This window comes from Nocardia shimofusensis NBRC 100134 (assembly GCF_001613125.1).
GTDB lineage: Bacteria > Actinomycetota > Actinomycetes > Mycobacteriales > Mycobacteriaceae > Nocardia > Nocardia shimofusensis.
The window spans coordinates 120,447-133,783 of record NZ_BDBT01000014.1 but is presented as its reverse complement, the minus strand read 5'-3'; the positions used below and the strand labels follow the sequence as shown (position 1 = coordinate 133,783).

Here is a 13,337-nt window from a genome sequence, read left to right as displayed (position 1 = left end):
GCTTTCCTCATGATGAAGAACTTCTGGTACGCGCTGGAATTCGCGGACCGCGTCACCCGCAAGCCGGCCCGGGTCACCTGCCTCGGCCAGGAATTCGTGCTCTACCGCGACCGGGCGGGCAAGCCGGTGTGCATGTCGGACCTGTGCGTGCACCGCGGCGGTTCGCTGGCCCAGGGCACGGTCAGCGGCGACCGCATCACCTGCCCGTACCACGGCTGGGAATTCGATCCCGACGGCGCGTGTACGAAGATCCCCGCCAACGCCGAGGGACGCACGATCCCCCGCAAAGCGCGGGTGGACGCCTATCCCACCGAAGAGCGATACGGCATGGTGTGGGCGTTCATCGGCGACCTGCCCGAAGCGGAACGCCCGCCGATCCCGCACATCCCCCAGCACGACGACCCCGCCTTCCGCATGGTCCAGGTCGAGATGGAGATGGACGCCAACTACGAGCGGGTTTTCGAGAACGCCGTCGACGCCTCGCACACCCCGTTCGTGCACGGCACCGCCTTCGGCAACCCCGACAAGCCGCAGATCCCCGATTTCGCGATTCGCTCCGACGACTGGTCCGCCGAGGCCGACATTCCGATGAGCCCGCCGCCGCCGAAGGGCCTGTGGGGCTGGCTGTCCAAGCGCAGGCAGCGCCCGGAGCACGTCGTCGTCACCAACGGCTGGTACCTGCCGAACGTGGTGAAGCTGCACGTTCGCCTGTCGATCGGCGAGCTGATCCTCTACGACTTCAACATCCCGGTCTCCCAGGACAAGACGCTGATCAAGATCCTCGGCTACCGCAACTTCTTCACCGGCGCCTGGGCCGACGACAACGCCCGCAAGCGCATCGAGAAGATCCTGCTGCAGGACCGCCCGGTCGTGGAGGCCCAGCGGCCCGAACTGCTGCCCTTCGACCTCGCCGACGAACTGCACGTGCGCAGCGACGGCCTGCAGGTCGCCTACCGGCGCAGGCGCAATCAGTTGATCAAGGACGGCTGGTGGGTCGGCGGCGACGACATCATCGCCATGCCCGGCCCGCGCCGCAACGCCACCGTCATCGCCTCGCCCACCCGGCGCGAGCACCCCGAATTGGCCAGTGCCTGGGTGCACCGGGCCCGCAACGGAAGTCAGCCCCGATGAGTCTGCCCGCCGCGCTCAGCGAGCGCACCCTCGCCACCCTGTCCGACGCCCTCGGGACCACCTCGACCGAGGAGCTCGCCCTGACCAGCCCGATGTCACCGGAACCGGTCGGCAGCCTGAGAGTGCTGCGCGGCGGCCCGATCGACAAGATCGTCTCGGTGTCGCTGGTGGTGCCCCGGATCGGCCTGGACAGCCACATGATCTTCGCCTTCACCGGAAGCGATTCGCCGTGCCCGCATTTCACCCTGGATTCGGTGTCCTCGCCGGAGTTCCACGCCATGCATCTCGACCTCGTTCCGCGGGTCGATCTGGCGGTGCATCTGGACTATCTCGACGAGGTCTTCGTCCCCCTCACACCGTTGCTGGAATCGGCATGGACCATCGATGGGATTTCACCTGCGGCAATCGGCCCACGTCAGCGGGCTCTCATGTCGCCCTGGATGCTGGTCTGCCGGGCCACGCCGGAAGCGTTCAAGGCGCTCGACGACACTGTCGACGCCTACCTCGAGCACTGGCTGGCGCTGGTCCGCGAGGGCGTCACCGAGGTGGACGCGGACCTGGTGGGCCGTGACCGGGCCAACCGGGCGAATCTGTTCGATCCCCGGGTCGATCCGGTGTGGGAGCAGGTGACCCGGCTCATCGGCGCCGAGCAGTCCGAACGGGTGCGCGGGGAGTTGCTGGCATGAGTACCGCGGTCGAACCGAGCGCGTGGCAGCAGCGCATCGCCGGCGAATGGGTCGGCCGACCGTCGCTGTTCGACGCCCAGGGCATCTGGCACGGTTTCGAGGACATCCGCCGTTCCTCGGTCTTCGACAACGGCGTCACCACCTATTACATGAACGGCGGTATCCAGGGCGGCGGCGAACTGGCGAGCCGGTTCGCGCTGGGCGCGCCGTTCGCGTTCGGGGTGATCGATTCCGATGCCGATCGGCTCTACACCGGACCGGACTTCTTCGGCGCGGGTCAGCCCTACGGCGGATTCGTCGACGCGCACTATTACGGGCCGGGGTGGCAGGTCAGCCTGAACACCTGGAATCAGACCATCGGCGACACCCAGGTGTATTCGTCGGTGCTGCGCCAGGGGCCGACGATGGTCGGTGTGTTCAACGGGCTCTACACCCGCGATCCCGAACTCGTCGAGGATCATCTCGCCCACGAGACGCGCTGCGGTTCGGTGGCATTCATGCTGCCGACCAAGGACGCCGTCCGCTATCGCGGAGAATGCGAATTGTGGGGCGCCGACCAGCGACAGGCCGGCGCGGTGCGGATCGAGCTCGCGATCGAGCCGGTGAATCTGCTGACGGCCGCGCACACCGTCACCTGGTCGGGCGCGATGGACTACACCTACCGGACCACGGCCCGCCGCGACGGCGCTCGACTGTTCTACGAAGGACCCGACGGCTGGGGCAATGCGACCTCCTACGGCCGCGCCAATTACCCGACGGTGCATTTCGCCGACGGAAAACGTATCCAGGGCAGGGAATTCATGATGAACGCCGAGCCGGGCATGGGCGCGGGCACCCGCCTAGCGGTGGTCTACGAGATCTTCGAGCACAACCGGCTGGCCTACGTGGTGCACGGCGTTCTGGAGCGGTCATGACATCTCCGGTCAAGACGGTGGCGATCACCGGCGGCACCCGCGGCATCGGGCTGGGCCTGGCGCGGGCGCTGCTCGCCGCCGGGCATCAGGTCGCGGTCTGCGGCTCCGACCCCGAACGGGTCGAACAGGTGCGGGCCGAACTACCCGAGGCCGCGCTGGTCTTCGTCGCCGACGTCACCGATCGCGACCAACTGCAGAAATTCTGGGACGCCGGGTGCGCGCGGTTCGGGCGCATCGACATCTGGATCAACAATGCCGGGATCTCCCACGACCGAGCCGGGGCCTGGGAACTGCCCGCGTCCACCGCACAGGCCGTGGTGTCGACCAATCTGCTGGGCGCGATGAACGGCTCGGCCGTCGCGATCACCGGAATGGCCGCCGCCGGTGGCGGGCACGTGTGGAACATGGAGGGCCTGGGCAGCGACGGCCGGATGGTGGCCGGGCTCGGCCTGTACGGGGCGACCAAACGCGCCGTCAGCTACCTGAGCCAGGCGTTGGCGAAGGAAGCGCCCGAAGGCGTGACGATCGGCAGGCTCAGCCCCGGCATGGTGGTGACCGATCTGCTCCTGCACGGCTATTCCGCCGACGAGCTGGTCGAGGTCAGGAAGGTGATGAACATCCTCGCCGACAAGGTCGAGACCGTGACGCCGTGGCTGGCCGAGAAGGCGGTGTCGCAGACCCACAACGGCGCCCATGTGCGCTGGCTGACCATGCCGAAGATCGCCGCACGCTTCGCACTGTCTCCGATCCGCAAGCGCGATCTGTTCGGCGACACCGCCACCCCCGCCTGAGAAGAGGAGAGACCCGTGCCCGATGTGCTGGGCTGGCGCCGCAAGTTCGGTGTGCTGGCGCCTTCCACGAACACCGTGGTCGAACCGGATTTCGCCCGCATGGGCGTGCCGGGGGTGACCGCGCATTTCGGCCGCATCCACATTCGCGATCAGAACATGAACGACGACGCGGGCATGGGCCGGTTGCTCGACCAGATCCGCGCCGAGATGGCCGCGACCTGCGAGCGGGTGCTGACCTGCGAACCCGACTACATGGTCATGGGCATGTCCGCGGAGACCTTCTGGGAAGGGGTGGAGGGCAACAAGCGCTTCGTCGAACAGATCCGCGGCCTCACCGGGCTCGAGGTCGCCACCGGCGCCGAGGCCTGCCGTCGCGCCCTGGAGATGTACGGGGCGAGGAAGATCGGCGTGGTGACGCCGTATCAGCCGGTCGGCGATGCCAATGTGGTGCGGTTCTTCGGTGAGCTCGGGTTCGAAGTCGCCGCCATCGAGGGGCTGCGCTGCCCGACCGCGGTGTCGATCGCCCAGGTCACCGAGAAGACCCTGCGCGAGGCGATCCTCGAGGTCGACGGCGCGGAGATCGACGCCATCGTCCAGTGCGGCACCAATCTGTCGATGGTCCGCCTGGCCGACGAGGCCGAGCGCTGGCTGGACAAGCCGGTCATCGCCATCAATGCCGCGACCTGGTGGATGGCGTTGCGTGACAACGGCATCACCGACCGCGTCGAGGGCGCGGGCAGCCTGTTGCGGGACCACTGAGCCCGATCCGCTCGTTCGATTCACGTGGAGGTGGCAGTGGATGTCGTCGTGGTCGGTGCGGGACCCGGCGGAATCGCGTGCGCGATCAGCGCGGCCGAGGGCGGCGCGCGGGTTCTCCTGCTGGACAAGGCCGGTGATATCGGCGGCGCGCTGCCCTATTCCGGCGGTCATCTGTCGGCGGGCGGATTCTCCGCGCAGCGGGCCGCCGGGATCATCGACGACGTCGAGGCGCACTGGGCCGATGTGCGGCGCATCAGCCGCGGGGCCGGACGCGAGGATCTGACCCTGCTGTCGCTGCGGGAACAGCCCGCGGTGCTGGAATGGTTGCTGGCGGCCGGATTCGAGATCGATCCGGCGACGCCCAGGATCGTGCACGGTCATGAGCAGTACCGCATCCCGCGCACCGTGCACGCCGGACAGACCCCCGGCGGGCCCGCCGTTCTCGCGGTGCTGCGCCGGCTGCTCGAGCCGCAGGTGGCCGGCGGTGCGGTCACTGTGGAGTGCGGGGTTCGCCTGCTGTTCACCGGCGAAGCCGTCACCGGTGTCGAGGACACGACCGGCAGGCGGTGGCACGCGCCCGCGGTCGTCCTGGCCACCGGCGGATTCGGTTACGACCCGGAACTTTTCGCCGAGCTGGAGGGCGCGCCGCTGACCACCTCGGCCGCGCCCACCTCCACCGGCGACGGCCTGCGCATGGGCCTGGCCGCGGGCGCGGGGCTGCAAGGGCTGGGCAAGTACATCCCCACCTTCGGCGGGCTGCCGCCCGAGGGGGACGACCTGCGCGTGGACTGGTCGCACCGGCCTCAGCTCGTCGCCCCGGAGCGCCCGCCGTGGGAGATCTATGTCGACCGGTCCGGCGCTCGCTGGGTCGCCGAGGACGAGCCGAGTATCGACCGCAAGGAACGCGCGCTCACCGGCATCGACCGGATGACGTTCTGGATGGTGTTCGACGCCCGCGGCGCCCGCGAATCCCAGCCGATGGTGCACGGATGGAGTCCCGAGGATCTGGACGCGGCGTGCGGCAAGCGCCGTGGTGTGCACCGGGCCGCATCGCTGCGGGAACTGGCGTCGGTCGCCGGGATCGATCCGGCGGGGCTGCCCGCCTCGGTGGCCCGCTACAACGATTTCGTCGCTCGCGGCGTCGATTCCGATTTCGGCCGCGCACATCTGCCCGCGCCCGTCGCGCGGGCACCGTACTACGCGATCGAGAACCATCCGGTCACCCTCATCACCTTCACCGGCCTGGACGTGGACACCGCACTGCGCGTCCGCCGTCGGGACGGCACGGTGATCGAGGGGCTGTACGCGGTGGGCGAGGTCATCGGCGCTGCCGCGGTGAACGGCAATGCGTTCTGTTCCGGCATGTGCCTGACCCCCGCCCTCGCGTTCGGCCGCATCCTCGGCCGGGCGCTCAGTGACTGAACGCGAAGCCCTCGGCGCGCAGCCGAGCCGAACTGACCGGGATCACCGGTGTCTTGATCTCGCCGCGGAAGGTCAGCGGTGGCAGTCCGAGTCGAGCGCAGATCTCCCCGAACGCCGTCTCGTTGGTCGGCGGGACGACGGCGTCGGGGACGGCGTTGTAGAGGCCGGTCAGGCCGTTGTCCACGACGAAGGCCAGCGCGGCGGCGGCGTCGCGGTAGTCGATGCGATAGAGCAGCGAGTCCGCCGAGAACGGAACGGACCCGCCGAGCAGCTGGTGGGCCATCGCGACCCGCGCCGGGTAGTCGATGTCGCGCGGGTGCCCGTACACGTCGGGGATGCGCAGCGCCGCACCGCCGGGCATCGCGAGGACGGCGGCTTCGGCGGCGGCGAACTCGCGCGGCGAGGCGTCCTCGTCCGAGGTGACCGGGGTGACCTCGGTGACCAGATCCCCGCTGCCCGAACCGTAGACCGAGATCGAGCCGGTGAATACGACGCGCGGGTGCAGGGCGGCGGCGGTGCGTGCGGTGGCCGTGAGCGTATCGGCGTACTCGGCGACCCGCTGGGCGGCGTCGTAGGAACGCGAAATGCGCGGCGAGACGGTCAGAATCACCGCGTCGGCGCCGTCCACGGCGCGGGCCACGGCGTCGCGGTCGCTGCCGCGCAGTACCGCGACCTCGGTGCAGACGGCGCTCAGTTCCTCGGTGCGGTCCGGCGAGGTGGTGGTGCCGACGACCTGGTGCCCCACGCCCGTCCACCGTCGGGCCAACTCCATGCCGACATTGCCGCAGCCGATGATCACGTAACGCATGGACAGCCCTCACTCCACTCGGAAAGGAAACAGCGTATCCACTTTGCCGGATCGGGGTCACCCCCGCCAGTCGGCATCGACCACCGGCGACGAGCCAGGCCGTCCTCACCGAAGATCGCACACACAGGAATTCGCAGGAGCGCACGATGAGTTCTCGACTACCTTCCCTGATCGCCGCCGCCTCGGTCGCCGGTACGGCGTTGTTCATCCCGACCGCAGCACACGCGGAACCGGTCACCCAGGCCGGCCACACGATCGAGATCCCCTGTCGCACCGCGATTCTGCGCCAGCCGTCGGAGTGGTTCATCCCCGCGAGCGCGCCCAAGGGCCTGATCTGGCTGCAACACGGCTTCGCGCGCACCGACGACCACGTCTCCGACCTGGCCACCCACTTCGCCGAGGCGGGCTACCTGGTCTTCACCCCCACGCTGCCGTTCATCGACCTCGACGGCTGCACGCTGCAGAACCTCACCGGCAACCGGGAGTTCCTGAACAATGTGGCCACCCTGCTGGCCACCGCGACCGATCCGGCGAGCACGCTGGGGGTGAGCCTGTCCGGCGCGCTCGAGCGCTCGGGGCGCGCACCGATGGCCATGCCGGAACGGATGATCTTCCTCGGCCATTCGGCGGGCGCGGAGGCTGTCGCCTACGTCGCGAACCGGATACACACCGCTCACCCCGCCGCTTGGGCGAATCTGCGCGGCCTGATCCTGCTCGACCCGGTGAAGTCGTTCGTGGACAACAACACCGACGCTTCCCTGATCGCTCTCGACCGCACCGATCTGCCGATCCAGGCGATCTCGGCCGCGCTGTCGTGGTGCAACAACCTCGGCACCGGAACGACGGCCATGCAGACCCATCTGCACCGTCCGTTCCTGGGCGTGCGGATTCCCGGCAGTTCGCACGTCGACGCCGAAGGCTCCAGCTCGGACGCGGTGGGGACCGCGGTGTGCGGCACGCCGCAGACGGCCCACGCGTCCACGCTCGACACCCTCGCGGTCGGCTGGGCCGACGACTATCTCTCGGGAGCGACCACCGCCGCGCTCTATCCCGATGCCTCCGGGCAGGTGGCGGCGGCGCCGGGCGCGGAGGTCCTTCGCCCGTTCTGACCACCGGAGATGCCGGGCCGACCGTTCGCCCGCCCCCCCGGGAGCCGATCGCGGCCCGATGAAACGTTCGTGTTTCCAGCCGTTTTCACACCTTGACACTTCCACTTCGCCACGGATTCAATACCCCATATGAGAAACTACGTTTCTCATAGCGAAACACCCACTGGAGGCATGGTGTCCGAGCGAACCACCGTCGCGCACTCCCCCGCTCCGGCCGCGCCGGACTCGAACACCGCCCCCGCACGTTCCGAGGTCCTGCTCGTGTGGTCGCTTGCCGCGGCGGCCGCGGTCACCGTCCCGGTCGGGGGCGGACAGATGCTCCTGATGGCCAAGCCGATCGCCGGAACCATCGGCGTGCCGGGCGAAGTCATCGGCTACATCGTCCTGACCGCGGCGCTGCTGGGCTGTCTCACCGCACTGGCCGTCCCCCGGCTGCTGCGGCTCACCTCCGCGCGGGCAGGCGCATGGTCGGCGCTCGGCGCGGGCGCCGCGCTCATCCTCACCGGCGTGGCGACAGCGCCGATCCCGTTCTGCGTGGGCACCCTGCTCGCCGGCGCGCTGATCAGCATCACCTACACCACGGGCCGGATCCGCCTCGCCGAACTCGGCGGCGGCGCCCGCACCGCGCGCCATGCCGTCACCTGGCTGGGGCTGCTCGCGGCGACAGCCCTGAGCGGGGCGTTCTATCCGGATCCGATGACGGGACTGCTGATCGCCGGCATGGCGGCGACCGCGTTCGGCATCCTCGCCGTGTCTGCCTCGACCCACTCGTGGCACCTACCGGTGGGCCTGCCCCCACCCGGATCGGTCCGGCGTGCGCTGTTCGGCTACGGCGCGGCCGGATTCGCGGTGGGCGCGGCCGTCACCTCCGCCACGCATGTGCTCGCGCACCGCTGGGAGGTCCTCGGCGCGGACCAGATGCCGCTGATCGGCGCGGCCGCGATGACCGCGCTGGTGACGGTCGTGCTTCCGCTGCGCCCGGTGTCGGTCCCGTTGCTCCTGGTCACCGCCGCGGGCGGGCTGCTGCTCGTCGCGGTCGCACCCGGATCGGGCACCACCGCGGCCGGACTCGCGGTCAGCCTGGCGGCGTCCGCCCGCGCGGTCGTCGATCTGGACCGCATCGCGGCCGTGAGCGGCACGGCTCGTTCGTCCGCCCGCGCGGTGTGCGTGGGCGGGCTCGGGGCCGTGGCCGGGCTCGCGATCGCCGATGCCCTGCGCGAGGTGGTCGGCGCGGGCACCGCGATCACCCTGGCCGTGTTCCCGGTCCTGGCCCTCACCGCCGGGTCGATGATCAGCGCTGCGCGACCGGGCCTCTCATCGGAAGGAGATCACCCGTGACCACCTCGGCACACGGACTGCTACGCCTCGCCCTGCCCGCGGTGATGATCAGCGCGGGCGTTCTCGCCTCGCCGATCACCGCGCACGCCGACGACCCCGCCGCCGTTCTGCACGTCAGCGCTACCAGCGACCTGCGGGAGGGGCAGGAGGTCACCGTCAGCGGAGCCGGGTTCCGGCCCGGCTTGTCGGCCGTCGCGGTCGGCCTGTGCAAGCACGGATTCACCAACGGACTCACCGACTGCGATCTCGAAGGCGGCGCGACTTTCGTCAATATCGGCGAGGACGGCACCTTCGGCGAGCTGACGCTTCTCGCGCGGCCCGAGTTCAGCGATGTCGACTGCGCCGAGCAGCAATGCGTGATCGCGGCAGGCCCGCTACCCGGCACCGAGCCCGACGCGATCCGGTTGCCCAATTCGGTCTCCGTGCTCATCGGGTTCGCCGGAACGCGATTCGCCGGCGGCGTGGAAGAGCCGCCGGTGGCCGCGAACGCGAGCGCCGAGGACTTGTCCGGACCATCCGCACCGCTGTGGTCCGCCACGGCGGTGCTGTTGTTGATCGTCGCGGCGCTGGCAGTCGTCAGGCCCGCGACTGTTGGGAAAACCCAGGAGGAAGAATGAAGTTCGTCAACACCCGGCCAGGGACTCCGGTCGCGGCCACCGGCGCCGCGGTCCTCGGCGCGAGCGCGATAGGCACGTCATGACAGCAACGAGATTCCGCGTCGGCGCGGTCATGGCACTGGCCGTCGGCGGGCTCGCGCTCGCCCCGGCCGCCAACGCCGAACCCACCCTGCAGGTCGACAAGAAGCCCGTGCAGGCGGGTGATTCGGTCAAGGTGTCGCTGGCGGGACTTCCACCGAACCTGCCGATGGTCACCGTCGGACAGTGCAAGGCGCAGGTCGTGGCCCCGACCGATTGCAGCCTGCCGACCGCCCTCATGGGCGCCGCCGATGCCACGGGGGTGTGGCAGGCCAACGAAGGAAAGGACGCGATCACCCTGGCCCCGCAGATCGGCGGCGTCGACTGCGCGAGCGCGGCGGGCGCCTGCACCCTCGCGGTAACGAGCCTGACCAACCCGTCGAGCATCATCACCTCGTTGCCGCTGGACTTCGGGGCTGCCGAGGACGAGCCGGCCGCGACGCCGGAAGCGGCTGCCGCCGATGAGGACGACTCCGGCAACACGCCGTTCATCATCGGCGCGGCGGTCGTCGTTGTGGTGGTGGCCGGAGCCGGCGCGGCGGTGTTCCTGCGCAGGCGTTCCGGCACGAGCTAGGGAGAGATCGAATCCCCGAGGTGTTCCTACCGCCTCGGGGATTCCTCGCGAAGTCTACCGGCGCGCTGTCGTTCAGGACTCGCCGTGCGATCTCGCGGTGGCGGCAAGGTATTCCAGCGCGCGCGCCAGATCCCACACCTCACCTATCTTCTGGCTGATGTCGAACAGGTTCGCGGCGTGCACCGCGGGATCGCGATCGCCGACCGCGTCGGCGACGACGATCGGAACGAATCCGTTCTGCATGGTGTCCAGCGCGGTCGCGCGGATACAACCGCTCGTGGACAAGCCCGCGATCAGCACCGTGTCGATGCGCGCGGCGGACAGATACGAGGCGAGCGTGGTGCCGAAGAACGCGCTCGGGTACTTCTTGATCAGCCGCAGTTCGCCGGGCAGGGGCGCGAGGCCGTCGATGAGTTCGGCGAACGGGCTGCCCTCGCAGAACGCGCGCAGGCTGGGCGCTTTGCGAAAGAACACGCCCGCGTCCGCGCCGTCCGCGCGCAGCCTGACCTCGGTCACGATGACCGGGAAACCGGCGGCGCGCACGGCCGCCAGAAGAATCCGCATCGCCTCGACCGATTGTTCGACGCCCGCGTAGAGCGAGCACCCGGGGTCGATGTAGGCCCGGGCGGGGTCGACGAGCACCAAGGCGGGACGGGCGCCCGGTTCCAGTACGCCGCCGAATCCCGCGTGCGCGTAGTCGGCGCCGAGCGCTTCGGCGATGGCAGGATCCTCCATGATCACGCCCGGTGCCGGTGCAGGTAGGCGCCCCGCGGATCGCCGGTCACCCGGCCGTTCTCGCAGATCCGGTGTCCGCGTAGGAAGACGTCGGTGACCCTGGCGGTCATGTCGAAGCCTTCGAACGGGGTGTATTCCTGGGCGGATTCGGAATCGGCGGCGCGCACGGTCCACTGCGCGTCCGGATCGACGAGCGCGATATCGGCATCGAACCCGACGGCGATATCCCCCTTGCCGGTCAGTCCGTAGCGCCGCGCCGGATTCCACGAGGTCAGTTCCGCGATCCGCGACAGCGCCACTCCGCGCTTGCGTCCCTCGCCCACGAGGCCGGGCAGCAGGTACTCCGCACCGCCGAAACCCGATCTGGCGGCGAACACGTCGTCACGATCGTCGCCGAACTTCTGTTCGTCGCGACAACAGGCGTGATCGCTGACCACCCAGTCGATGTCGCCCGCGAGCAGGTGCCGCCACAGCGCCTCGACATCGTCGCGTTCGCGCAGCGGCGGGTTGACCTTGCCGCCGATCCCGTGCGCGGTGTCCACGTCGGCGAGCAGATGGCCGATGGTCACCTCGCGCCGGAAGTCCACCGTCGGGAAGGTCGCGGCCATCCGCAGCGCCGCGTCGACCGCTTTCGCCGAGGACAGGTGCAGCAGATTGATGCCGGCCAAACCGGTTTCGTGGGCGAGATAGGAGGCCATGGTGATCGCCAGACCCTCCGAGTGCGGCGGACGCGAGGCGCTGTAGGCGCGCAGGCCGGTGAGAGTGCCGTCGCGCTCGACCATCTCGGTGTAGGCGGCCATGATCTCGGCGGTCTCGCAGTGCAGCGACAGCGAGATCGTGTCGCCGTATCGAGCGCGCGCGGCCGTCAACGCGCGCATGACGAACTCGAAATGGGCCAGGTCGTAGCGCTCGTCCGGGCCGATCATCAGGAAGCCCGCCTGGTCGTCGGAACGGCCGTGCAGCCCGTGACCGCCGTAGAACATGAAGATCTTGAACGAGGTGACGCCGAAATCCTCCACCAGGGCGGGGATCTCGGCGATGTGCTCGGCGGTCATCGGGGCCAGGTGCAGCGCGTGGTCGACGAAGGATCGACCGGCCATGGCATCGAGTGCGAGCGGCACGAAGTCCCGGTACGACCCGCCCCGGTTCAGGTAGTAGCGGCCGGTCCGCATGTAGGTCAGCGAGGTGGTCACCCCGCCCTGCGCGCACGCACGGCTCTCACTGTCGGTGTCCTCGGCCAAGTCGCGGTAGATGCCCCAGTGCTGGTGGCCGTCGACCACTCCGGGGAAGGCGAGCAGGCCATCGGCGTCCACGACGCGCCCGGCGCCCGACGCGGGCAGATCCGCGCCGACAGCGCTGATCGTGCCGTCGGTGACCGCGATGTCCAGCGGCGGCGGAGCATCGAGGGTGTCCTGTCCGGGACGCACCACGCGCGCATTCCGGATCAACAGATCGATCGTCGACACCTTGCACTCCGTTTTCACTGGTAGCCGGGGTCGGTCCACGGCCCGATCGAGCGGGACCGGACCGGCTGGACGTAGGCGGGCGCCATGGTGCCGGGGTAGCCCGCACCCCAGTTGGTGGGGTCACCGGTCATGACGACGCGGGAGTTGTCGGTGTACCAGTCCACGAGGTCGGCGTCCGAGCGCAGCAGCCAGGTGCAGCCCTTGTCGGCGTCGGCGGTGAAGTCGCCGTGCCGGATCAGCGCGGGCCGCCAGAAATACGCGCCGGGCCACATCTTTCCGTAGTTGTACTCGAATCCGCCGTCGAGGCAGTACGCCTCCTCGCTGCAGGGGTGATGGGCCAGCGGCACTTCGCGCCAGCCCGGCTTGGCCTTGATCAGCCGGGTGTAGAAGCCGGTGGTCACGTCGCGGTGCAGCAGCTTGATGTAGAGGCCGGGCACCGGCGTGCCGCCCAGATCGAAACGCATCGGGCTGCCGTCCTTCACATCGATCCACGGCATCTCGGCGGTGTTCAGGACGACGAGTTGCTGGTCGGGACGGACGGTGTCCCAGCCGGCGTCGGCCGGGTCGAACTGCCAGGCCGCCCCTTCACGGAACAGCAGGATCTCGGTGCCCTCGGCGACCGCGAGGGCCGGCGTCAGCACGCCGATCGGCGCGTGCCAGTACCCCTGCGCGCCGAGTTCGGTGTCGCCGATCGTCACGCTGCCCGAGAGCACGTACCACTCGGTCTCGGCGTGGTGCACGCCGGCGGGCCGGGACCAGTCACTGGTGAATCGCACCTTCAGCGAGGCGGATCCGTCTTCCTCGTCGTAGCTGAGATTGCGTTGCTCGGCGGTGCCCGTCGCGTGCCGGAATTCGGCAACGTGCCAGATCAGGTCTTTTTCGTCGATGATTTCGACATGGGCGCGCATG

14 protein-coding genes are annotated in these 13,337 nt (G+C 69.5%); 10 read left to right on the top strand and 4 right to left on the bottom strand.

The features are described 5' to 3' along the window. Window positions 1–9: 9 nt before the first annotated feature. The 6 genes from NS3_RS17360 to NS3_RS17335 are packed head-to-tail and all read left to right on the top strand — an operon-like array spanning window position 10 to window position 5,703. Window positions 10–1,131: an aromatic ring-hydroxylating dioxygenase subunit alpha gene (locus NS3_RS17360; RefSeq protein WP_067860894.1), complete on the top strand. Its 1,122-nt coding sequence runs from the start codon at window positions 10–12 to the stop codon at window positions 1,129–1,131. Beyond that, a complete protein-coding gene (locus NS3_RS17355; RefSeq protein ID WP_067860892.1) occupies window positions 1,128–1,817 on the top strand; it encodes a hypothetical protein in 690 nt (229 codons plus the stop codon). The genes NS3_RS17360 and NS3_RS17355 overlap by 4 nt, the downstream gene beginning before the upstream one ends. Continuing rightward, window positions 1,814–2,731 (top strand): hypothetical protein, encoded by a 918-nt coding sequence (locus NS3_RS17350; RefSeq protein ID WP_067860890.1) that lies wholly within the window; start codon window positions 1,814–1,816, stop codon window positions 2,729–2,731. The genes NS3_RS17355 and NS3_RS17350 overlap by 4 nt, the downstream gene beginning before the upstream one ends. Continuing rightward, the gene (locus tag NS3_RS17345; protein WP_067860888.1) at window positions 2,728–3,522 is read left to right on the top strand and encodes an SDR family oxidoreductase; all 795 of its coding nucleotides are present in this window, start codon (window positions 2,728–2,730) and stop codon (window positions 3,520–3,522) included. The genes NS3_RS17350 and NS3_RS17345 overlap by 4 nt, the downstream gene beginning before the upstream one ends. Before the next feature lie 15 nt (window positions 3,523–3,537). Beyond that, window positions 3,538–4,281: a maleate cis-trans isomerase family protein gene (locus NS3_RS17340; RefSeq protein WP_067860886.1), complete on the top strand. Its 744-nt coding sequence runs from the start codon at window positions 3,538–3,540 to the stop codon at window positions 4,279–4,281. Between the two features lie 30 nt (window positions 4,282–4,311). Further along, entirely contained in the window at window positions 4,312–5,703 is a 1,392-nt protein-coding gene (locus tag NS3_RS17335) for an FAD-dependent oxidoreductase (RefSeq protein WP_218018250.1), read from the top strand. Here the strand turns inward: NS3_RS17335 and NS3_RS17330 are convergent. Beyond that, window positions 5,693–6,511, bottom strand: coding sequence for an NAD-binding protein (locus tag NS3_RS17330; RefSeq protein ID WP_067860882.1), 819 nt, complete (start codon window positions 6,509–6,511; stop codon window positions 5,693–5,695). The genes NS3_RS17335 and NS3_RS17330 overlap by 11 nt on opposite strands. A 146-nt stretch (window positions 6,512–6,657) precedes the next feature. Here NS3_RS17330 and NS3_RS17325 point away from each other — a divergent pair, with 146 nt between their 5' ends. From NS3_RS17325 to NS3_RS17310, 4 genes are all read left to right on the top strand, one after another. Continuing rightward, the gene (locus NS3_RS17325) at window positions 6,658–7,620 is read left to right on the top strand and encodes an alpha/beta fold hydrolase (protein ID WP_067860880.1); all 963 of its coding nucleotides are present in this window, start codon (window positions 6,658–6,660) and stop codon (window positions 7,618–7,620) included. A gap of 171 nt (window positions 7,621–7,791) precedes the next feature. Further along, window positions 7,792–8,958, top strand: coding sequence for a hypothetical protein (locus NS3_RS29535; RefSeq protein ID WP_067860877.1), 1,167 nt, complete (start codon window positions 7,792–7,794; stop codon window positions 8,956–8,958). Further along, a complete protein-coding gene (locus NS3_RS29530) occupies window positions 8,955–9,575 on the top strand; it encodes a neocarzinostatin apoprotein domain-containing protein (protein ID WP_067860875.1) in 621 nt (206 codons plus the stop codon). Before NS3_RS29535 ends, NS3_RS29530 begins: the two co-directional genes overlap by 4 nt. Before the next feature lie 79 nt (window positions 9,576–9,654). Next, window positions 9,655–10,227, top strand: a complete 573-nt coding sequence (locus tag NS3_RS17310) for a neocarzinostatin apoprotein domain-containing protein (RefSeq protein WP_157101388.1) — start codon at window positions 9,655–9,657, stop codon at window positions 10,225–10,227. Window positions 10,228–10,299: 72 nt separating this feature from the next. Here the strand turns inward: NS3_RS17310 and NS3_RS17305 are convergent, their stop codons facing one another. From NS3_RS17305 to NS3_RS17295, 3 genes are read right to left on the bottom strand one after another with little or no spacing between them, the layout of a single operon-like run. Continuing rightward, a complete protein-coding gene (locus NS3_RS17305; RefSeq protein ID WP_067860871.1) occupies window positions 10,300–10,962 on the bottom strand; it encodes an isochorismatase family protein in 663 nt (220 codons plus the stop codon). Window positions 10,963–10,964: 2 nt separating this feature from the next. Next, window positions 10,965–12,428, bottom strand: coding sequence for a dihydroorotase (locus NS3_RS17300; protein ID WP_067860968.1), 1,464 nt, complete (start codon window positions 12,426–12,428; stop codon window positions 10,965–10,967). Window positions 12,429–12,442: 14 nt separating this feature from the next. Continuing rightward, entirely contained in the window at window positions 12,443–13,336 is an 894-nt protein-coding gene (locus NS3_RS17295) for a DUF4437 domain-containing protein (protein ID WP_067860869.1), read from the bottom strand. Window position 13,337 lies beyond the last annotated feature (1 nt).